Origin of the sequence: Pseudomonas sp. AU11447, from assembly GCF_001672555.2 — a bacterium.
Lineage (GTDB): Bacteria > Pseudomonadota > Gammaproteobacteria > Pseudomonadales > Pseudomonadaceae > Pseudomonas > Pseudomonas nitroreducens.
In genome coordinates this window covers 26232-47748 of the sequence record NZ_LZDG02000043.1, presented here as the reverse complement: position 1 = coordinate 47748, position 21517 = coordinate 26232, and the positions used below count along the sequence as shown (strand labels likewise).

Sequence of the window (21517 nt, the reverse complement as noted above, 5' to 3'; positions counted from 1 at the left end):
GGATCAGCGCTCGACCAGCGCGATGTGCTTGTTGTACCAGTTCATCAGCAGCGAAATGCTGATGCTGATGGCCAGGTACACGCTCATGGTGATCGCCATGGTCTCGATGGCCTGGCCGGTCTGGTTGAGCACCGTGCCGGCGAACAGCGAGACCATGTCCGGATAGCCGATGGCGGCCGCCAGCGAGGAGTTCTTCGCCAGGTTCAGGTACTGGCTGGTCAGCGGCGGGATGATCACGCGCAGCGCCTGCGGGATGATCACCAGGCGCAGGGTCTGGCCGGGGCGCAGCCCAAGGGAACCGGCGGCCTCGGTCTGACCGTGGCTGACCGCCTGGATGCCGGCGCGGACCGTCTCGCCGATGAAGGCGGCGGTGTAGACCGACAGGGCGAGGACGATCGACACCAGTTCAGGGATCACCACCCAGCCGCCGCGGAAGTTGAAGCCCTGCAGCACCGGCACGTCCCAGTGGAATGGCGCGCCGGCCACCAGGGACACCAGCCCCGGCAACACCACCAGCAGCGCCACGCCGCTGAGGAACACCGGGAAATCCTTGCCAGTGGCATGGCGGCGGGCCTTGGCCCACTTCCAGATCACCCCCCAGCCGACCAGTGCCAGGATCACCGCGACGATGAACGGGCCGAGGCCATCCGCAGCGACCGGCGCGGGCATCTGCAGGCCACGGTTGTTGACGAAGAACAGGTCGCCGAAGCTGATGCTCTGCCTGGGCCCGGGTAGCGGGCCGAGCACGGCGAAGTACCAGAAGAAGATCTGCAGCAACGGCGGGATGTTGCGGAAGGTCTCGATGTACAGCGTCGCCAGCTTGCGGATCAGCCAGTTGGGCGACAGCCGCGCCACACCGAGGATGAAGCCCAGGATGGTGGCGAAGAATATCCCCACCACCGTGACCAGCAGCGTGTTCAGCAGGCCGACCATGAACACCCGTCCGTAGGTGTCGCTTTCGCTGTAGTCGATCAGGTGCTGAGAAATGCCGAAGCCGGCGCTGTGGTTGAGGAAACCGAAACCGGACTGGATGCCGCGGTGGGCCAGGTTGGTCTGCGTGTTGTCGAAAAGAAACCAGCCGACCGCCACCACACAGATGACGGCGATGACCTGGAACGCCCAGCCGCGCACGACGGGATCGTTGAGCGATACCCCCCGCGGGCGCTGGGCCTTGATGGAATTCTGCATGTAAGCCCTCTCGGAAGGCCGCCGGGCGACCACGGGGCTACGCCCGCGACCGCCCGGTGGGCTTCACGTCGTTCGAAACAGTCCGGCGCCCAGACTCCGGGCGCCGGATTGGGTCAGGTCAGCGCACCGGCGGTGCGTACTGCAGACCACCCTTGTTCCACTGGGCATTGAGGCCGCGCTTGATCTTCAGCTCGCTGCCGTCGCCGACGTTGCGGTCGAAGATCTCGCCGTAGTTACCCACTTGCTTGACGATCTGCACCGCCCAGTCCTTGGGCAGCTTGAGGTCCTTGCCATAGTCACCCTCGCCGCCGAGCAGGCGCGCGACGTCCGGGTTCTTGGTGCTCTTGGCCTGTTCCTCGACGTTCTTCGAGTTGATGCCCAGTTCTTCGGCGTTGAGCATCGCGAAGAGCGTCCAGCGGGCGATGTCGAACCACTCCTCGTCACCCTGGCGCACGGCCGGGCCGAGGGGCTCCTTGGAGATCACTTCGGGCAGCACCACGTAGTCATCCGGCGCAGCCAGCTTGATGCGCTGGGCGTAGAGCTGCGACTGGTCGGAGGTCAGCACGTCGCAACGGCCGGATTCCAGCGACTTGGCGCTTTCGTCGGAGGTGTCGTAGGTGATGGGGGTGTATTTCAGGTTATTGGAACGGAAGTAGTCGGACAGGTTGAGTTCGGTGGTGGTGCCGGCCTGGATGCACACGGTGGCGCCATCGAGTTCCTTGGCGCTGGAGACGCCGAGCTTCTTGTTCACCAGGAAGCCCTGGCCGTCGTAGTAGGTCACGCCGACGAAGTTCAGGCCCATGGCGCTGTCGCGGGAGCTGGTCCAGGTGGTGTTGCGCGAGAGGATGTCGATCTCGCCGGACTGCAACGCGGTGAAGCGCTCCTTGGCGGTCAGCGGGCTGTACTTGACCTTGGTCGCATCACCGAACACCGCAGCCGCCACGGCGCGGCAGACATCGACGTCGATGCCCTTGTACTGGCCCTTGGCGTCGGCGTAGGAGAAGCCGGGAAGACCGTCACTGATACCGCACTGCACGTAGCCTTTCTTCTTCACGGCATCCAGGGTGGCGCCGGCGTGGGCAAGCCCGCTGACACCGAACACAGCGGCGGTGGTCAGCACTGCCAGGGTGGATTTCACCATCTTCATCGATCTTCTCCGTTGCTTTTTTAGTGTTTTGGAGTCCCGGTTCCACCGCCGTACCCTCGTGAGGCACCAGCAAGACAACAAACGGGATGGAGACCTGAAAGTGAGTCTAGACGGCCTGCGAAAAATCCTTCGCCAAGCCGCGAACACACCTTCGAGCGCGCAGGTCTTGCGCGCTGGAACGGGTTATCAAGGGATCATTGCGTGAAGGCGAAGGCCCGCCGCACCGACTGTTGACCGCAGCCGGCACGACGGGCCCTGAAGCAGCCCAAGGCTTTGGTGGCGCCACTTCCGGTACAGCTTTCCGGATGGGGTCGGTAGAGTGTTACCGGAAGTGGGGCCGCACAGCCTGGAAACAGTGATAGCAAGGGGCGTACCAGCCTAGGAACGTTCCTGCAAATTCGCGCAGTCAAGTCCCACAAGTTATGGCCATGCGACATCTTCTTGCATCGCCTCTCCACCCTATTCCGAACGCGGCGCTCCATCCTAGAGCGCCTGCCCCATCCTGGAGCCTCCATGACCCAGCCCCTGATCCTCGAACCCGCCCAAAACGCCGACTCCTGCGTCATTTGGTTGCACGGCCTGGGCGCCGACCGTTACGACTTCGAACCGGTAGCACAGATGCTGCAGCGCAGCTTCGCCTCGACACGCTTCATCCTGCCCCAGGCGCCGACCCGTCCGGTCACCGTGTTCAACGGCATGCCCGCGCCGAGCTGGTACGACATCCTCGCCATGGCCCCGGCGCGCGCCATCGACGAAGCGCAGCTGGAGGCCTCGGCCGATAGCGTGATCGCGCTGATCCAGGGGCAGATCGATCAGGGCATCGCGCCTAAACGCATCATCCTCGCCGGTTTCTCCCAGGGCGGCGCCGTGGTGCTGCACACCGGCTACCTGCGCTGGGACGGCGAACTGGGCGGGGTCATGGCGCTCTCCACCTATGGCCCGACATTCAGCGAAGACATAAGCCTGCCGGCTACAAAAAGACAACTGTCCGCGCTCTGCCTGCATGGCACTTTCGATGACGTGGTGCTGCCTGCCATGGGCCGCGCCGCTTATGACTTCCTGCAGGCCAACGAGGTGCCCGCCCAGTGGCGCACCTACCCGATGAGCCATGAAGTGAGCAACGAGGAACTCGGCGATATCGGCGCCTGGCTGCGGGAGCGCCTGTGATCCCCTGACCCTGCGGAGAACAAGAAGAAGCATGAACGCCCCGATCAGCAGCCTGCGTGACGTCCAAGCCCTGGAACAGGTCCCGCTGCAGGACCGCGACCTGCCGCCGAACACCTACGAACTGCTGCGCCGCTCGGCGCAGCAGTTCGGCCCGTCCACCGCCCTGAGCTTCCTGCTGCAGGGTTCGGCGGCCGAGGAGCCGATCCAGGTCAGCTACGCCGAACTGTTCTCCCGCGTCACCCAGGCGGCCAACGCCTTCCATCGCCTGGGCGTGCGGCCGGGCACCTCGGTGTCGTTCCTGCTGCCCAACCTGCCGCAGACCCACTACGTGATCTGGGGCGGCGAAGCGGCGGGGATCGTCAACGCGATCAACCCGCTGCTCGATCCGGGGCACATCGCCGAGCTCGTGCGTGCCGCCGATTCCCGTGTACTGGTCACCCTGGCCCCCTTCCCCGGCACCGATCTCTGGGACAAGGTCGCAGCGCTGCGCGACCACCTGCCCGAACTCAGCGCCATCGTCACCGTCGACCTCGCCAACCTGCTGGCGGAGCCGCAGCGCTCGGCGATCAAGGCCCAGCGCGGTGCGCTGCCCGACGGCGTACTGGACTTCGACGAGCTGCTCGCCCAGTGTCCCGACGACCACCTGGAAAGCGGCCGGGTCATCGGCCCTGACGAGGTCGCCTCCTACTTCCACACCGGTGGCACCACCGGCACCCCCAAACTCGCGCCGCACAGCCATTTCAACGAAGTGGCGATGGCCGAGATCATGGGCCTGAACTCCGACTACGACGGCCACGACGTACTGCTCTGCGGCCTGCCGCTGTTCCACGTCAACGGCGTGATGGTCAGCGGGCTCGCACCCTTCATGCGCGGCGGCCACGTCCTGCTGGCCGGCCCGCAGGGCTATCGCAACCCGACGCTGATCCAGGATTTCTGGAAGCTGGTGGAACGCTACAAGGTCACCAGCTTCAGCGGCGTGCCGACTATCTACGCGGCCCTGCTGCAAGTGCCCAGTGAAGGGCGCGACCTCTCCAGCCTGCGCTTCGCCCTGTGTGGCGCAGCGCCCATGCCGGTGGAGCTGATCCGCCAGTTCGAGGCGAAGACGGGCCTGGCGATCATCGAAGGCTACGGCATGACCGAGGGCACCTGCGGCACCAGCTGCAACCCGCGCGGCGGCGAGCGCCGCCCCGGTTCCATCGGCCTGCGCCTGCCCTACTGCGAACTGAAGTCGGTGATCCTCGACGGCGACGGCCACTATCTGCGCGACGCCGAAGTGGACGAGATCGGCAACATCTGCCTGCGTGGGCCGACCGTCTTCAAGGGCTACCTGCAGGCCAGCAAGAACAAGGACATCTGGGTCGACGGCGATTGGTTCAACACCGGCGACCTGGGCCGCATCGACGCCGACGGCTACATCTGGCTCACCGGGCGCAGCAAGGACCTGATCATCCGCGGCGGGCACAACATCGACCCGCAGATGATCGAGGAAGCCCTGCACCGCCATCCCGCCGTGGCCATGGCTGCCGCCGTCGGCAAACCGTGCCTGAAGGCCGGCGAGCTGCCGGTGGTGTACATCCAGCTCAAGCCCGGCGCGCAGGTGAGCGAGGCGGAACTGCTGGCGCACGCCGCCCAGCACGTGCCCGAGCGTGCAGCGGTGCCCAAGGATGTCTGGCTGCTGGACGCCATTCCCGTCACCGCGGTCGGCAAGACCTTCAAGCCCGCCCTGCGCCTGGATGCCATTCGTCGCGTGTTCGAGGACGAGACCCGCCACCTCGCCCCGGCACCGCGCATCGAGGTGGTCGCCGATGACCGCCTGGGTCAGAAAGCTCGCTTGTTCGTCGGCGCCCTCAGCCTTGACTCACGCGCCGCACTGGCCGAGCGACTGGGTGGTTACGCCGTGCACGTGGAGTGGCTGGAAAGCTGATGAAACACCCGGCCGACCGCCGGTCGGCCGGGGCTGCCTGCGAATTGCCAGTAGTCAAATCTGACTAATACTGATGGCTCAATGTGCGAAGAGGACTACAGGGAGAGTCAGTCGTGCACATCATCAGTCGCCATCCGACTTCCGCTGCGTCATGAAAGCCGCGCAGTGGAAAGAGGACATTCGCCAACTCCAGCACCTGCGCCTGTTCCAGAACGTGGCCGCGGCCAATCTGGAGCAGTTGCTCAAGGATTTCCGCGCCTGTGAACTGGAGCGCGGGGAAATCCTGCTGTCGCCATTCAACCGCAACCACTTCCTTTATATGGTCCTCACCGGGCACCTGACGGTGTACCTGGGTTCGCTCGACAACCAGCCGGTCAGCACCCTGCATCCGGGCGACTGCGCTGGCGAGATCAGCTTCATCGACAGCGACCATCCCTCCGCCTACGTCGTCGCCAGCGAACCGACCACCGTGCTGCGCCTGCACCGCGAGGCGTTGATCGGCCTGTTCGAGCACTCGCCGCAGGTGATGCAGAACCTGCTCTCGGTACTTTGCGAACGGGTCCGCGAGGGCAACCGGATCATTCTCGACACCGAGCAGAACGCCAACATCGATACTCTCACCGGGCTGTTCAATCGCCGCTGGCTGGAGCACATCTACGACCGCGAGAGCACGCGCTGCGCGTTCAACGAACAGCCCATGTGCATGCTCATGCTCGATGTCGACCACTTCAAGAACTACAACGACGAGCACGGCCACCTGGCCGGCGACTATGCCCTCTGCCTGGTCGCCCACACCCTGCGCAGCCAGCTGCGCCCCAAGGACAGCATGGCCCGCTATGGCGGCGAGGAGTTCGTCATCCTGCTGCCGGAAATCGCCATCGACGAAGCCCGGCGTATCGGCAACCGCCTGCGCCAGAGCCTGGAACAGGTCGCCTCCTTCTATTCGCCGGTCGGCGTGCTGCCCGGCGTCACCGTGTCCCTGGGCCTGGCCGAGATGGACATCCAGGAAAACCTGCCGAGCCTGATCCTGCGCGCCGATGGTGCCCTCTACCAGGCCAAGCAGAAGGGCCGCAACTGCCTCTGCGGCTAACCTCCCACCACACTGGCCCGTCTGTTAGATTCCCCCAGCGAAAACACCAATAACAACAAAGCTGGGAAGCTGACATGCGCAAACTGCTGATCGTCCTGCTCATCCTGCTGGCCGTTGGCCTGGGGATCTTCTTCAACCTGCCGGGCTATATGGACCGGAAGATGAACACCGTGGCCAGCCCGCCGCCCTACCCCGCCTCGCCCGAGGCCCAGGCGCTGCACCAGACGCTGTTCGTCGCCGACCTGCACGACGACGCCCTGCTCTGGGACCGCAACCTGCTCGACCGCCACGACCACGGCCACACCGACGTGCCGCGCCTGCTCGAAGGCCATGTCGGCCTGCAGGTGTTCTCCACCGTCACCAAGACCCCGCGCGGCCTGAACTACGAGAGCAACAGCGCCGACAGCGACAACATCACCCCGCTGGTCATCGCCCAGCGCTGGCCGGCGCGCACCTGGAACAGCCTGCTCGAACGCGCCCTGTATCAGGGCGAACTCCTCGACAAGGCCGCCGCCGACAGCCAGGGCAAGCTCACCCTGATCCGCAGCCGCGACGACCTGACCCGCTACCTCGCCGCCTGGCAGAAGGACCCGAAACGCCTCGCCGGCGTACTCGCCACCGAAGGCCTGCACCCGCTGGAAGGCAAGCTGGAGAACATCGACCGCATGTACGACGCGGGTTTCCGCATCATGGGCCTGACCCACTTCTTCGATAACGAGGTCGGCGGCTCCGCCCATGGCCTGAAGAAAGGCGGGCTGACCGAGTTCGGCCGCCAGGTCGTCCCGCGCCTGGAAGAAAAGAAAATGCTGATCGACTTGGCCCACGCCTCGCGTCCGCTGATCGATGACGTGCTGGCCATCGCCAAGCGCCCGGTGATCGTCTCCCACACCGGTGTCGCAGGCACCTGTCCCGGCCCGCGCAACCTGACCGACGCGCACCTGCGCGGCATCGCCAACACCGGCGGAGTGATCGGCATCGGCTACTGGGACGGCGCGGTCTGCGAGACATCCGTGGACGCCATCGTCAAGGCGATGCGCTACGCGGCCGATAAAGTCGGCGTCGAGCACATCGCGCTGGGCTCTGATTTTGACGGTGCGGTGAACGCGCCCTTCGACACCACCGGCCTGGCACAGCTGACCCAGGGCCTGGCGAAGGCCGGTTTCAGCAACCAGGACATTGCCGCGATCATGGGCGGCAACGTGCGCCGGCTGCTGCTGGAGAACCTTCCGTAGGCCAAGTCAAGCCCTTGGATGCCCGTGGCACTTCGCCCTGCGGGCATCTTGCATTACACTGGCGGCCGTTCATTCCTTAACCAACACGAGACAGCCGTGCTTAAAGCACTCAAGAAAATCTTCAGCAAGGGCGACGGCGAGCAACCCGTGGCCACGCCAGCGGCCCCCGCTCCCGCCGCAGAAAAGCCCGCCCAGAGCGGTGAAAGACGTCCGCGCAAACCGCGCAACCCGCGCCCGGAAGGCGAATCCGCCGAGAAACCGGCCCGCGGCCCGAAGAGCGACAAACCCCGCGCCGAGCGTTCCGACAAAGGTGAACGTGGCGAAAAACGCGACCAGGCAGCCAAGGCCGAGCCCGCAAAGACCGAAGGCGCCGACAAGCCCCGCGAGCCCAGGGCCGACAAGCCGCGCCGCGAACGCAAGCCGCGCCCGCCGGTAGTCGACAACTGGAAGCTGGAAGACTTCGTCGTCGAGCCGGCCGAAGGCAAGACCCGTTTCCACGACTTCAACCTCGACCCGCGTCTGATGCACGCCATCCATGACCTGGGCTTCCCCTACTGCACACCGATCCAGGCGCAGGTACTGGGCTTCACCCTGCGCGGCCAGGACGCCATCGGCCGCGCCCAGACCGGCACCGGCAAGACCGCCGCGTTCCTCATCTCGATCATCACCCAGTTGCTGCAGACCCCGCCGCCGAAAGAGCGCTACATGGGCGAGCCGCGCGCGCTGATCATCGCGCCGACCCGCGAGCTGGTGGTGCAGATCGCCAACGACGCCATCGGCCTGGCCAAGTACACCGGCCTGAACGTGATGAGCTTCGTTGGCGGCATGGACTTCGACAAGCAGCTCAAGACCCTGGAATCGCGCTTCTGCGACATCCTGGTCGCCACCCCCGGTCGCCTGCTGGACTTCAACCAGCGCGGCGAGGTGCACCTGGACATGGTCGAGGTGATGGTGCTGGACGAAGCCGACCGCATGCTCGACATGGGCTTCATCCCGCAGGTCCGCCAGATCATCCGCCAGACCCCGTACAAGGGCGAGCGCCAGACCCTGCTGTTCTCCGCCACCTTCACCGACGACGTGATGAACCTGGCCAAGCAGTGGACCGTCGACCCGGCCATCGTCGAGATCGAGCCGGAGAACGTCGCCAGCGATACCGTCGAGCAGCACGTCTATGCCGTTGCCGGCAGCGACAAGTACAAGCTGCTGTACAACCTCATCGCGCAGAACGACTGGACTCGTGTGATGGTCTTCGCCAACCGCAAGGATGAGGTGCGCCGCATCGAGGAACGCCTGACCAAAGACGGCATCAGCGCCGCCCAGATGTCTGGCGACGTGCCGCAGCACAAGCGCATCAAGGTTCTGGAAGGCTTCCGCGAGGGCAAGATCCGCGTCCTGGTCGCTACCGACGTCGCCGGCCGCGGCATTCACGTCGACGGCATCAGCCACGTGATCAACTTCACCCTCCCCGAAGATCCGGACGACTACGTGCACCGCATCGGCCGTACCGGCCGCGCCGGCAGCACCGGTACCTCGATCAGCTTCGCCGGCGAGGACGATGCCTTCGCCCTGCCGCCGATCGAGGAACTGCTGGGCCGCAAGATCAACTGCGAGATGCCGCCCACCGAGTTGCTCAAGCCGGTTCCGCGCAAGCACTGATCCGCCGCTGCACCCGCTTTCTGCTCCAAAACAAGGCGAAGCCACCCGGCTTCGCCTTTTTTGTTTCCATCGGCGTTACGTCCGGTGACGCCTGCCCCTCTCCTCCGCTGAAATATGCGCCGGTCCCCGCGCCAGAGCCTCGCGTTTTTCCCGCCGGACCCGCTGGGACGACCGTACGGGATTCCCCGCAAACAATGGCACCGCGCCATCCCTGTCATGAAATCAGCCCCGCCCCGGCCATTTCTGCTCAGTTTTATTTACAGACGTAAAAAAATTCGCACGCTTCTTGCAAAGCACGCGAGAACAATTCCAAGAACTCGTCGGAATCCTCCCATGCCCTTGCGCGCCAAACTTGCTCTGAGTTTCCTCTCGGTCGGCCTGATCCCCGTACTGGTGATGGCCATCGTGGTCTATCTCCAGGCCAGCCGAGCCCTCGAAGAACAAAGCCTCAACGCCCTGGAGGCGGTCGCCAGTATCAAGCAGCGGCAGCTGATGGACGCCTGGAAGGCCCGCAACGACCAGCTCAGCAGCCTCGCCACCAACCTGGGCAGCAACTACGCAGGGCTGGACAGCGAGTCCCTGGTGACCACTGCCAACTACGACCGCCCGGTGTTCGAGAACTTCATCAAGACCTTCGGCTACCGTGAACTGCGCCTGGTGGCCGGCGACGGCAAGGTGGTGTTCAGCCTCGGTCGTGGCGTCGACTACCAGCAGAACATCGGTGATCCACAATGGCGCGACACCCCGTTCGGCAAGTTCATCCGCACCGCGCTGGACAGCGGCAAGGCCAGCATCAGTGACCTGGAGCAGGCGCCCAACGACCAGCAGCCGGTGCAATGGCTGGCCGCGCCGATCAAGGACAACGGCAAGCTGCAACTGCTGCTGGTGCTGGAGCTGCCGCTGGCGGCGATCAACGAAGTGATGCAGAACCGCCAGGGCCTGGGCGAAGCCGGGGAAACCTATCTGGTGGGCGGCGACGGCAGCCTGCGTTCGGACTCCGCGCGCTTCGCCGATCACCACGTGCGCCGCGACCAGGAGACACCCACCAGCCTGCCCGGCGAGGCCATCGCCAAAGCCCTGGCCGGTGAACAGGGCCGGCTCGCAGAGGTTGGCCTGAGCAACGAACCGGCACTGAAGTCCTTCGTCCCGCTGAACCTCGACGGTGTGCACTGGGCACTGGTGGCGGAGATGGATCAGGCCCAGGCCTTCGCCCCGGTGCGCAAGCTGATGTGGCAGATACTCGTGCTCGGCCTGCTGACCCTGGTCGGCGTGGCCGCCGGCACCTGGCTGGTCAGCCGCAGCGTGATGCGCCCGCTGGGCGGCGAACCGGCCAACATGGCCGCGCTGGCCCAGCGACTGGCCAACGGCGAGTTGCGCCTGAGCGACGATGCCAGCGCCAGCAGCGGCCTGATGCAGGCGCTGCGCGAAATGACCACGGCCTGGCGCCAGGTGGTCGAGCGCCTGCGCCAGGCCAGCGAAGCCGTGGGCGATGCCAGCGGTGACATCCTCGACGCCGCCGGACGTACCAGCAACCACCTCGACCAGCAGCAGGAAGCGCTGGAAATGGTGGTCAGTGCCGTCGACCAGATGGCCGCCACCGTGCAGGAAATCGCCGGCAGCGCCAGCCGCAGTGCCGACGGCAGCGCCGCCGCGCGCCAGGCCTTCGTCGCCATGCAGGGCACTCTGCAGCACATGATCGGCCGCCAGGACCAGTTGCTCGTCGGCCTGCGCCAGGCCGACGGCGTGGTGCAGACCCTGGCCGGCGAGAGCCAGCAGATCGGCTCGGTGCTCGATGTGATCCGCTCCATCGCCGAACAGACCAACCTGCTCGCCCTCAACGCCGCCATCGAAGCCGCCCGTGCCGGCGAGGCGGGCCGTGGTTTCGCCGTGGTCGCCGACGAAGTGCGCAGCCTCGCCCAGCGCACCCGCAGTGCCACCGACGAGATCGTCGCCATCGTCGGCAGCCTGGGCGATTCTTCCGTCCAGGCGCAGTCGAGCATGACCGGCGCCAGCGAACAGGCCCATACCCTGGAGCAGGACACCCAGGCGGTGATCGAAGCCCTGGGCGCGCTGGACGAGTCCCTGCAGGGCGTGCACGCCATGGCCTTCCAGATCGCCGCCGCCGCCGAACAGCAGGCCGCCACGACCCAGGAAGTGAACCAGCACATGCACCGCCTGAGCGACATGACCGTGGAAAACCGCAAGACTGCCGCGCACACCCGCGACTGCGGCGAGCACCTGCGCCGTGTGGCGGGTAGCCAGGAAGAGCTGGTGGCGCAGTTCAAGCTGTAAACCAGAGCGTCTTCCCTTGCAGGAGCGAGCTTGCTCGCGAACAGCGCGGCACCGGAACCTCCGGCGAAATGCGTTCGTGAGCAAGGACTGGGCGTCCCCCTCGCTCCTACAGTAAACCCAACCCGACCACCCGCGCTTGTCGATGAAGACAATAGAGTCCAGAATGGAAAAATAAATCCATATCTGGAGCCTCGCCATGTCCGCCGCCACGCCTTTCACCCTCAACCAGGCTGACGCCGAACGCCTGCTGGAACAGGTCGACGTGCTCCAGGCAATGCGCGACATGTTCGTCGAACTGGCCGCTGGCAGCGCCGTGCAACCCGCGCAGCAACTGGTGGAATTCCCCAACGGCGGCGGCGACTTCATCAACTACCTGGGCGTGCTGGCCTCGCAGCAGGTCTACGGCGTGAAGACCTCGCCTTACATCGTGCGCCAGCCCAAGTCGCTGGTGACCGCGTGGAGCCTGCTGATGTCCATGGAGAGCGGCCAGCCGCTGCTGCTGTGCGACGCCGGCAGCCTGACCACCGCGCGTACCGCCGCCACCACCGCCCTGGCGGTGCAGGAACTGGCTCGCGCGGACGCCAAGCGCCTAGCCATCATCGGCAGCGGCCCGGTCGCTCGTGCGCACCTGCGCTACGTCGCCGGCCTGCGCGAATGGCAGAGCATCCGCGTCTACTCGCCGAACCTGAACGCCGGCGTGCTGGCCCAGTTCGGCGCCATCGATTCCCGCGCGGAACCCGCCACCAGTGTCGAAGCCGCCGTGGCCGACGCCGATGTGGTGCTGCTGTGCACCTCTTCCGGCACCCCGGTGCTCGATCCGGCGATCCTCAGCAAACCCGCGCTGATCACCTCCATCAGCACCAACGTCGCTCGCGCTCACGAAGTCCCGCCGCAGTCGCTGTCGCAGATGGACGTGTACTGCGACTACCGCGCCACCACCCCGGCCTCCGCCGGCGAAATGCGCCTGGCCCGCGACGAGCACGGCTGGGATGGCAACATCCGCGGCGACCTGCCGGAGCTGGTCAGCGCTCGCGCGGCCAAGCCGGACTACCAGCGCCACGCCTTCTTCCGCTCCATCGGCCTGGGCCTGGAAGACGTCGCCCTGGCCAATGCGCTCTACCATCTGCAACTGAAGAACGCCTGAGCCGGAGACGAACATGATCGAAGTCGACTTCCTCATTATCGGCGGCGGCATCGCCGGCGCCTCTACCGGCTACTTCCTCTCCCGCTACGGCAAGGTCGCCGTGCTGGAGCGCGAGTCCCACGCCGGCTACCATTCCACCGGCCGCTCGGCAGCGCTCTATACCGTCGCCTACGGCACGCCGCAGGTGCGTGCGCTGACCGCCGCCAGCCGTGCCTTCTTCGACAATCCGCCGGAAGGCTTCGTCGAACACCCGATCCTCACCCCGCGCGGCGAGATGACCGTGGATTTCGAAGGCAACCCGGAAGAGCTCCAGCGTCAGTACCAGAGTGCCCTCGCCAGCGTGCCGGAAATGCGCCTGCTGGATGCCGACGAAGCCTGCGCCGTCGTCCCGGTGCTGCGCCGCGAGAAAGTCCACGGCGCGATGCTCGACCCCAGCGCCGCCGACATCGACACCGATGGCCTGCTGCAAGGTTACCTGCGCGGCATCCGTCGCAACGGCGGCAGCGTGCAACTGGACAGCGAAGCCCTGGAGATCAAGCGCATCGACAGCGCCTGGGAAGTACGCTGCGCGCAGCAAACCTACCGTGCGCCGGTGCTGGTCAACGCCGCTGGCAGCTGGTCGGACAAGATCGCCGAACTGGCCGGTGCCGCGCCGCTGGGCCTGACACCCAAGCGCCGCGCCGCCTTCCTGTTCAGCCCGCCGGAAGGTGTGGACAGCCATGCCTGGCCGGTATTGGTCAGCCTGGACGAGTCCTTCTACTTCAAGCCCGACGCCGGCATGCTGCTCGGCTCGCCGGCCAACGCCGACCCGGTGGAGCCCCACGACGTGCAGCCCGAAGAGCTGGACATCGCCCTGGGCATCTACCAGATCGAAGAACACACCACCCTCAGCATCCGCCGCCCGAGCCACACCTGGGCGGGGCTACGTTCGTTCTTCGCCGACGGCGACCTGGTTTCCGGCTACGACCCGGCCACGCCCGGCTTGTACTGGGTCGCCGGCCAGGGAGGCTATGGCATCCAGACCTCGGCCGCGATGGGCGAAGCCAGCGCCGCGCTGATCCGCCGCGAAGCGCTGCCCGAGCACCTGGCCCGTCACGGCCTGAGCGCCGAGATGCTGTCCCCGGCGCGCCTGCTGGCCAAGTGAGCCACCAGTCGTGACAGCCCGCGGGCGCTGCGGCACACTCGCCAGCGCCCGCTTCATCGCCTTCGAGAGCCTTGCCCATGACCGCCGCTGATCCGCTGGACAACTACAAGGCCATCGCCGACGCCATCGCCGCGCTGTTCTTCCCCCACGCCGAAGTGGTCATCCACGACCTGCGCAACCAGCGCGTGGCGTACCTGGCGAACAACATCTCCAAGCGCGAGATCGGCGACGACTCCGCTCTGGAAGACATGCTCGAAGGCGGCCACGACGAACGCAACATCGGCCCCTACGAGAAGCTCAACTGGGACGGCCAGAAGATCCGCTCCATCAGCACCGTGCTGCGCGACGCCAAGGGCGAGCCGCTGGCGGTGCTGTGCATCAACCTCAACATCACGCTGTTCGAGACCGCCAAGGCGGCGCTGGACCTGTTCCTCTCCTCCAGCAAGGTCATCCCGCAGCCGGACGCCTTGTTCCGCGACGACTGGCAGGAGCGCATCAACACCTTCCTGCATGGCTGGCTGCAGCAGCGTCAGCTGAGCCTCTCCACCCTCAGCCGCGACCACAAGCGCGAGCTGGTCCTGGCCCTGCACGCCGAAGGCGCATTCAAGGGCAAGAGCGCGGCGAACTATGTGGCCAACGTACTGAACATGGGCCGGGCGACGGTGTACAAGCACCTGAAGGAGTTGAAGGAGGAGGTGTGAGCCGACTCCTTCCCGCGTTTTTCGCTCCGTTTCGCGAGCAAGCTCGCTCCTACAGGTTGCCGGAACGCGCCGTGCACTTTTCGTAGGAGCGAGCTTGCTCGCGAACCTCACTTTGGCTTTGTGTGAGGAGGTTATGAGGTTGGCACTGGTGGAGTGCTGCCGGAAGAGCCCGGATGAAGCCGGATAAGCCCGAATGACGCGGCCTGTAGGTGGATGGGTGGTGCCAAACGGATGCAAGGTCGAAACGGGCCGGTAACGCCCCCTGGGCCTGGATTTCGCAAAGCCTTTGGCATTGCTCCGAGAGGCGATGCGGGGGCCCCTCAGATTAGCCAGCCCCCCGCCCACACCACACGCCCGATGATCTGCAGCTGATTCATGCTGGCCCTCGGCACTGTCATCATGGGGTATGCCTTGTTCTCGCTGATGATATGAATTGCTCCGTCAAACTGACGTTGCAGCCGCTTAGCGAACAAGTGGTCATCCAGCAGGATCACATAGACACCCTCACCCTCAAGGCTGTCGCGACTCAGATCAATCATCACAGTGTCGTCATCATCGATCAGCCCCAGCATCGAGTCGCCGTCGTTCCTTAGGCACGCCAGATTCTCAGGGCTGAGTCCCTTCTTCCGAAGCGAATAGCGCGTGAACGCCAGGTGCGTGAGGATGCGAGCGCGCTCATTCCACGATCCGTGCCCGGAGCTGCAACGTGCATCGTAGAGAGGGATATAGGCATAGACACCATCCTCGCCGGAGTATGCCGCCTCCTTTTGCAGAACCTTCTGCCCCTCACCTGCTGCTAGCCAGGCGATGCTGACTTTTGCCGCCCTTGCCATGGACACCAGGTTATCCGTACCAGGGAGCGAGCCAGCAAGGTACTTCCTAATCAGGCTGTCGCTTATCCCGCACTCTTTAGAGAACGCCAGAACGGACTGAGCGCCAATCGCCTCCTTCAGTCTTTCGCTGAATTTTCCGCTTTCAAGCTCGGTGCGCGAACTTGAAAGCGAGACACCGCCAGGGCGATCCGCTTTCAAGTTCTCGTAACCGATTGATTTATCTGTATTTTCCAATCTTATAGCACCATTAAGTTGAAAGTCGGACTTGAAAGAAGCTCCCTGGTATTGATTTTCAAGCTCCATGGTTCTATGTTTATGTCGTTGGACACGTTAAACATCACCTCATGACCACCCCGCCAGGCGGTCTATGGATCAACGACATGAACACAGCGGAAATCCCATCTGACCCAGGTCTGCGCTGGGAGTGGATCAAGTTCCAGCTACGAGCCAAGGGCACGTCGCTGGCGAAGCTCGCACGCGATCTGCACGTTTCCGGCCCTGCCGTGAAGAACGTGAAGCGTACTGCCTACCCGCGCATGGAGCGGGCTATCGCCAAGGCGCTGAGCCTTGACGTCCAGGAACTCTGGCCGGAGCGCTGGGATGCCAACGGCAACCCCAATCGCATGCGCCCCAAGCGCTCAGAAGTTATGCCCGTACGTAGTCAAAAGCATAACCCAGCTTATGTCCTTGGGCACCGTAAAACAGGCACGGAGGCATAAACATGCGTAACGGAAAAGACGACCGCACCATAAACATCGAYTTCGATGTGCCGCAGCCCCAGCTGGTTAGCGCCTGYGACTTYCGSGTCCAGGTAAGCGAGATCGTCAGCGAGATGCTGACCGGGGCAAAGGGAACCGGGCTTGAACGCATTGACGTTGCCGCCCAGATGTCTCGCCTGTCGGGCGAAGACATCAGCAAGGCAATGCTCGATGCCTGGTCATCGACGGCCCGCATCGATCACAACCTGCCTTTCTACCGCGCAGCGCTCCTGGAGCAAGTCTGCGGCAGCCATCAGTTGACTGACCTGATCGTCACCGTTCGCGGTGGCCGGGTTAGTTGGGGGCGTGACGCCCTGCTGGCTGAGCTGGGCCGTGTAGAGAGCATTAAAGAGGAGGCGACCCGTCAGGCACGTGAGCTGCGCCGCCGCATAGGAGGTGCCGCATGAGACCGTCGCACTTGAAGCCAGGTACCTGGCTAATGATTCGCGATGCCTTTGGCACTGGTGAGTATCGCGCCCGCTTCGACGGACGCACTCCTGCTCAAGGCAAAGGACGCCCTGCGACCAACCATCTGTTCAATCCTGAATGGATCGGCTTGTCCGGCGCGGAAGATCGCGGCATGGCGACCATTAGTGACTACGAACTTGCTCGGCGTGGCCGGCTGCTGGGAGGTCGCCCATGACTCGTATTCCTCAGGCGCTACTCGACGACCTGCGCCACGCGACCGAGTTCTACAGGTGCGTAGAGGCCGAAAGCGAGGCAGTGGATGTCGGCGCATGGACCGACGCTCGCGAATGGCTGCGCACTGCAGCCCTGAACCTGGGCTCCGCTCTGATCGCCGAGCTTGCGGCAAGCGAGGCGCCCCATGCGTAAGTGGTTCACCGCCCAAGAATTGGCCGGGCTGCCGGGGCTTCCTGGCACTGTCCAAGGGGTCAACCAGCGAGCCAAGCGCGAGGGATGGGAGGCTCAGTTGCGCATGGGGCGCGGCGGCGGCCAGGAATACAGCTTCGCCGTCTTGCCGTCAGAGACCCAGGCCGCTCTGCTGGCCGCCTCAGTCAAGTTCGAAAAAACGGAAGTCGTTCCGGCTAACAGCCCAGATATCGTAATGCGTGACGCAATTTCTGCGTCACGCCTAACAGATGATCAGCGCGGCGTGATGATTGCGCGTCTGTCGTTCGTGCGAGAGATCGAGCGCATGAGCCTGGCGGTCAGCCAGCAACGAGCGATCATGACCTTGGTCGGCCTGGCCCGTGATAACCAGCTCAGCCCGTACCTGGCCGAGCGCGTCGAGCGAGCCAACGACCGCAAGACCTCCGACCGCTCGCTGTCCGAACGCACCCTCAAGCGCTGGCTGGCAGATTACCGCCGCGCCGGCGAAGCCGGCCTTGCCCCTGCCCGGCGTAAGGCTGACATGGGCATTCCGACCTGGGCAGCTGACTTCCTGCGCTGCTACCAGCGCCCGACCAAGCCCGCTGTGGAGCGCGCCTATGCCGAGTTCACCGAGAAGTACCTGGGCGACCTCCCGAGCATTCACCAGGTGCGGCGCTTCCTCGACAAGCTGAGCCCGGAAGCGCGTGAGCGCGGCCGCTATAGCCCGCAGGAGCTTAAGGCCTTCAAGCCGTTCCGACGCCGCACCACGAAGAACCTGCTGCCCGGTGACGTGTACACAGCCGACGGCCACAAGTTCGATGCCGAGGTGATCAACCCGATCACCGGGAAGCCCTACCGGCCGGAGATCACGGCCACTCTCGATGTGGCCACCCGCCGCGTGCTGGGTGTGGCCATCGGCGAATCCGAGAACAGCATCGACGTGATGTATTCCCTGCGCGATGCCATCCAGCGTGGCGGCATGTTTGCTCTGTTCTACGTGGACAACGGCAGCGGCTTCGCCAATGACGCGGTGCGCGAGGTTGTGGATCGCCTGGGGGGTGAGATGGTCCACGCGCTGCCCTACAACAGCCAGGCTCGCGGCCTTATCGAGCGGGCTCACCAATCCATCTGGGTTGCCGCTGCCAAGAAGCTGACCAGCTACATCGGCGCCGACATGGACAAGCACGCGGGCACCAAGGTGCACCGCATCAGCCGTCAACAGCTGCGCGACCATGGTCGCACCCGCCTGATCCCGACTCACAACGAGTTCATGGCAGCGGCCGAGGTCGAGGTCGAGGAGTACAACAACCGCCCGCACCGTGCGCTGGCGAAGATGCGCGACCCACAGACCGGACGTATGCGCCACATGAGCCCCAACGAAGCCTGGGAGGCCGCACGCGGTACAGGCTGGGAGCCGATGCTTGCGCCCCCCGAGCTGGTCAGCGATCTGATGCGTCCGCAGGTGGTGCGCCGCACTCTGCGCGGCGAGGTCACTTGGGATGGCAACCGCTACTTCCTCAATGATCTGCGCGACATCCACGGCGAAGACGTGCGGATTGCCTACGACGTCCGCGACGCCAGCCGGGTATGGGTTCGCACGATGGACGGCGAGCTGATCGGCGAAGCGCTACTAGACGGCAATGCCAGCGATTACATGCCGATGAACCGCATCGAGAAGGGCCGCGAGCGGCGCGCACAGGGCCAGCTCAAGCGCGGTATCGACAAGCTGGAGAACCTCACTGGTCAGCGTGTTGAGTTGGTGGCCACCACCAAAGCGCCGAGCGCCGACTTGGAACCGGCTGCGCTTGAGGAAGCCCGTCGCTATGCCGCCGCGCTGGCAGCCCCCTCCAACACCTTTGAGATTCCGACCGACTCCATGGCGCGTTACCGCCTGTGGAAGCGAGTCGACCGCCGTATCACCGCTGGCGAGCAGATGGAGCCCGAGGCCCATCGCTGGCATRGCGAMTACCCCCGCACCGATGAATTCAAGTCCACCCAGGACATGTACGACTTTGCCGAGGCCGGCCTGGCCCGCGCTTGACCACAGGAGYAACAACYATGARTGCCAAGAAAATCGTTCCGCTGACCAACGTYGGYCTTCTCGCCAACGCYATCGACCGCGCCATGCGCCGCCCTGTAGGCCTGCCGGGCCTTGTGGTTGCCTACGGCAAGACCGGTTACGGGAAATCCTTCGCGGCAGCGTTCGCCGCCACCAAGCACCGCGCCTAYTACGTCGAGTGCCGTGAGACCTGGACYCGGAARGCCTTCCTGCAGGCGGTCCTGCGCGACATGGGCATCACTCCGGCCAGCACCYTGTCCGAGATGGTYGACCAGATCGCCGAGCAGCTCAGCCGCAGYAACCGCCCGCTGCTGATCGACGATGCCCAGTACCTCCTGGACAAGGCTGCCGCGAACGTCATCACCGATATTTTCAACGCCAGCCAAGGAACCATCGTCCTGATCGGGGAAGAGCGCGTACCGACCAGCCTGGCCAAGCTGGAGCGCCTACACAATCGCGTCCTGGAATGGGTTCCGGTACAGCCGGCCACCGCTGACGACTTGCGCGACCTGGTGGACGCTACCTACCCCCACCTCACCATTGCCGATGAACTGCTTGAAGACCTGCGCAGCAAGACAAAGGGGTGCCTGCGTCGCGTGGCCGTGAACCTTTACCGCGTCCACACCGAGGCCCAAGCCATTGGTACCGACAAGATTGACCTGGCCACCTGGGGAAATCGCGAGTGGTTCACCGGCGAAGCCCCGGCGCGGAGGGCTTGAGCATGGAAAACCGCGAGCCTCTACCGCGTGGTGCCGATGACATGAGCCTGCCCGAAGGGAAAACCTGCGGCGACTGCGTTCACTGCCGCCGCTGCACGATCATGTTCGGCCATATCCCGGCTGACGAGTCGTGCGACTGGTCGCCCTCTCGCTTCCGTGAAGCGGAGGTGCGCAATGCGTAAGCCCATTCACCTCACTATGACTGGCGGCAAGAGCCCGCGCCAACACATGTGGGAAGCCATCCGCTCGCTGTCCCGCGACCCGAAGGGCCTGACCACCTACAACGTGTCGCGCCTGTCCAACCAGGAAGATCAGGCAGTCAGCAGCTACCTGCGCGACCTGCAGAAGGCCGGCATCGTCGAGCGTGTTGAAGCCCTGGTGCAGCGTGATGCCCGCTGGAAGCTGCTGGCKGATGAAGGCGCAGAGGCTCCSCGCGTGAACAAGCGCGGCGAGCGCGTGCCGCCGTCTGCAGTCGAGAACATCTGGCGCACCCTGCGCATCCTGGGCGAGATGAGCGCAGCCGAGGCCGCAGAGCACGCCAGCGTCAACGGCGTGACCATGACCGAACTGGCTGCCCGCACCTACCTGCAGGGACTGACCCTCGCCGGCTACGTCACCCGCACCGATGGGACCCCAGGCAAGCCTGCCCGCTAYCACCTGGTGCGCCAGCGCTACASCGGCCCGCAGCAYCCGGTCTATCAGCGCAGCACCTTCGAACAGGTCTACGACCCGAACCTGGACCGGGTGGTGTGGAGCAAGGACGTGCCGGAAAGCCCCGAGCTGGCCGGCCTACGCATCGAGAACCAGCGCATGCGTGTGCTCCTGGAGGAACTGATAACCGCTCGCCCGCTGGTGCTGTACGGAGATGCGTGGATCGAGCAAATCCGCGAGGCCCTGGGTGAAGGGCGAGAGGTGCGCGCATGAATGCCCGTGTCGATCTGTCCGCTTGGGGCGAACAGCCCCCGCAGTGGGTCTGCCTGCTGGCCGCCGAGGTCGAGCAGACCAACCGCACCCGTGCYGGTGAGCGCATCGGCATGAGCCGCTCGGCCGTCAGCCTGGTGCTCTCCAACCGCTACCCGTCGCCCAGTACTTCGGCCGTCGAGCGCCGCGTGGTGGCCGCCCTGGGCGGGCTGGACTGCCCAGCCCAAGGCGAGCCCATCAGCCTGATCGAGTGCCAAAGCTACCGMGAAAAGAAGGCKCCGACGCACAACCCGCAGGCSATGCAGCAGTGGAAGGCCTGCCAGCACTGCACCMACAACCCCAACTGCGCSMAWGCCCTGGAGGCGAGCCATGCAAGCCAGCACTAACACTCAGCTGAAAGTCCTGACCCCGCGCCTGGCTGATCGGCTGCGGACCTTCAACAGYGCGGCGCGYGAYCTGCAGCGCATGGGTATCCGCCTGCACCGCATCGAGCCWGAGGCATACCGCCTGGTCATCAGTCCCGAGGACGGCCGCCGYCTGGTGGGYCTGAAGCTGGTCTGCGGCTACCAGCGCCAGGGCTCYGCAGGCAGCACCCGYTACAGCGCGCAGTTCCRGGGCGTGGAAGTCACCTGGTCCGAGCCGATCAGTTACCGCGACTTCGCCAGCCCGTCCCCCATTGACCTCACTTTCCACTGATCTGCAGGAGCAACC

General features: G+C 65.0%; 22 protein-coding genes. 19 read left to right on the top strand and 3 right to left on the bottom strand.

Translation table 11 applies throughout. From position 1 onward, the window contains the following. Positions 1-3: 3 nt before the first annotated feature. Both A6723_RS13645 and A6723_RS13640 read right to left on the bottom strand, forming a co-directional pair. A complete protein-coding gene (locus tag A6723_RS13645; RefSeq protein WP_054909122.1) occupies positions 4-1188 on the bottom strand; it encodes an amino acid ABC transporter permease in 1185 nt (394 codons plus the stop codon). A gap of 118 nt (positions 1189-1306) precedes the next feature. Beyond that, positions 1307-2335: an amino acid ABC transporter substrate-binding protein gene (locus A6723_RS13640; protein ID WP_024767153.1), complete on the bottom strand. Its 1029-nt coding sequence runs from the start codon at positions 2333-2335 to the stop codon at positions 1307-1309. A gap of 513 nt (positions 2336-2848) precedes the next feature. Here A6723_RS13640 and A6723_RS13635 point away from each other — a divergent pair. The 9 genes from A6723_RS13635 to A6723_RS13595 all read left to right on the top strand — a co-directional run bounded on the left by A6723_RS13635 (position 2849) and on the right by A6723_RS13595 (position 14685). Beyond that, complete coding sequence (locus A6723_RS13635; RefSeq protein WP_054909123.1) at positions 2849-3502, top strand: alpha/beta hydrolase; 654 nt, start codon at positions 2849-2851, stop codon at positions 3500-3502. A gap of 31 nt (positions 3503-3533) precedes the next feature. After that, positions 3534-5426 (top strand): acyl-CoA synthetase, encoded by a 1893-nt coding sequence (locus tag A6723_RS13630; RefSeq protein WP_054909124.1) that lies wholly within the window; start codon positions 3534-3536, stop codon positions 5424-5426. 151 nt (positions 5427-5577) lie between these two features. Beyond that, entirely contained in the window at positions 5578-6516 is a 939-nt protein-coding gene (locus tag A6723_RS13625; protein WP_054909125.1) for a GGDEF domain-containing protein, read from the top strand. Positions 6517-6590: 74 nt separating this feature from the next. Next, positions 6591-7748: a dipeptidase gene (locus A6723_RS13620; protein WP_054909126.1), complete on the top strand. Its 1158-nt coding sequence runs from the start codon at positions 6591-6593 to the stop codon at positions 7746-7748. 96 nt (positions 7749-7844) lie between these two features. Next, positions 7845-9404, top strand: coding sequence for an ATP-dependent RNA helicase RhlB (rhlB, locus tag A6723_RS13615; protein ID WP_054909127.1), 1560 nt, complete (start codon positions 7845-7847; stop codon positions 9402-9404). Positions 9405-9737: 333 nt separating this feature from the next. Beyond that, a complete protein-coding gene (locus tag A6723_RS13610; protein ID WP_054909128.1) occupies positions 9738-11696 on the top strand; it encodes a methyl-accepting chemotaxis protein in 1959 nt (652 codons plus the stop codon). 196 nt (positions 11697-11892) lie between these two features. After that, positions 11893-12840: an ornithine cyclodeaminase family protein gene (locus tag A6723_RS13605; RefSeq protein ID WP_054909129.1), complete on the top strand. Its 948-nt coding sequence runs from the start codon at positions 11893-11895 to the stop codon at positions 12838-12840. 13 nt (positions 12841-12853) lie between these two features. After that, entirely contained in the window at positions 12854-13984 is a 1131-nt protein-coding gene (locus tag A6723_RS13600) for an FAD-binding oxidoreductase (RefSeq protein ID WP_054909130.1), read from the top strand. Positions 13985-14061: 77 nt separating this feature from the next. Beyond that, a complete protein-coding gene (locus A6723_RS13595; RefSeq protein WP_054909131.1) occupies positions 14062-14685 on the top strand; it encodes a transcriptional regulator in 624 nt (207 codons plus the stop codon). Between the two features lie 320 nt (positions 14686-15005). On the opposite strand, the gene A6723_RS13590 is transcribed toward A6723_RS13595, so the two are convergent. Further along, the gene (locus A6723_RS13590) at positions 15006-15821 is read right to left on the bottom strand and encodes a helix-turn-helix transcriptional regulator (protein WP_083192850.1); all 816 of its coding nucleotides are present in this window, start codon (positions 15819-15821) and stop codon (positions 15006-15008) included. A 77-nt stretch (positions 15822-15898) separates the two neighbouring features. Between A6723_RS13590 and A6723_RS13585 the strand changes: the two genes are divergently transcribed. Genes A6723_RS13585 through A6723_RS13545 form a run of 10 tightly spaced genes read left to right on the top strand, consistent with a single transcriptional unit; the run spans position 15899 to position 21502 of the window. Next, positions 15899-16237, top strand: a complete 339-nt coding sequence (locus tag A6723_RS13585; RefSeq protein WP_064979754.1) for a helix-turn-helix domain-containing protein — start codon at positions 15899-15901, stop codon at positions 16235-16237. Positions 16238-16239: 2 nt separating this feature from the next. Further along, positions 16240-16683: a hypothetical protein gene (locus A6723_RS13580; RefSeq protein WP_064979753.1), complete on the top strand. Its 444-nt coding sequence runs from the start codon at positions 16240-16242 to the stop codon at positions 16681-16683. A gap of 32 nt (positions 16684-16715) precedes the next feature. Next, positions 16716-16919, top strand: a complete 204-nt coding sequence (locus A6723_RS31760) for a hypothetical protein (RefSeq protein WP_139092979.1) — start codon at positions 16716-16718, stop codon at positions 16917-16919. Next, positions 16916-17110 carry a hypothetical protein gene (locus A6723_RS13575; protein ID WP_064979752.1) on the top strand — a complete coding sequence of 65 codons (195 nt, stop codon included), beginning with the start codon at positions 16916-16918 and terminating at the stop codon, positions 17108-17110. The genes A6723_RS31760 and A6723_RS13575 overlap by 4 nt, the downstream gene beginning before the upstream one ends. Next, positions 17103-19148, top strand: coding sequence for a DNA-binding protein (locus A6723_RS13570; RefSeq protein WP_064979751.1), 2046 nt, complete (start codon positions 17103-17105; stop codon positions 19146-19148). The genes A6723_RS13575 and A6723_RS13570 overlap by 8 nt, the downstream gene beginning before the upstream one ends. Before the next feature lie 17 nt (positions 19149-19165). Next, on the top strand, positions 19166-19885 hold the full coding sequence (locus tag A6723_RS13565; RefSeq protein ID WP_064979750.1) for an AAA family ATPase: 720 nt from the start codon (positions 19166-19168) through the stop codon (positions 19883-19885). 2 nt (positions 19886-19887) lie between these two features. Beyond that, positions 19888-20067: a hypothetical protein gene (locus A6723_RS13560; protein ID WP_064979749.1), complete on the top strand. Its 180-nt coding sequence runs from the start codon at positions 19888-19890 to the stop codon at positions 20065-20067. Then, on the top strand, positions 20060-20809 hold the full coding sequence (locus A6723_RS13555) for a MarR family transcriptional regulator (RefSeq protein WP_175405548.1): 750 nt from the start codon (positions 20060-20062) through the stop codon (positions 20807-20809). The genes A6723_RS13560 and A6723_RS13555 overlap by 8 nt, the downstream gene beginning before the upstream one ends. After that, positions 20806-21192: a helix-turn-helix domain-containing protein gene (locus tag A6723_RS13550; protein ID WP_064979747.1), complete on the top strand. Its 387-nt coding sequence runs from the start codon at positions 20806-20808 to the stop codon at positions 21190-21192. The genes A6723_RS13555 and A6723_RS13550 overlap by 4 nt, the downstream gene beginning before the upstream one ends. After that, positions 21176-21502, top strand: coding sequence for a hypothetical protein (locus A6723_RS13545; protein WP_064979746.1), 327 nt, complete (start codon positions 21176-21178; stop codon positions 21500-21502). Before A6723_RS13550 ends, A6723_RS13545 begins: the two co-directional genes overlap by 17 nt. The last annotated feature ends 15 nt before the right edge of the window (positions 21503-21517 follow it).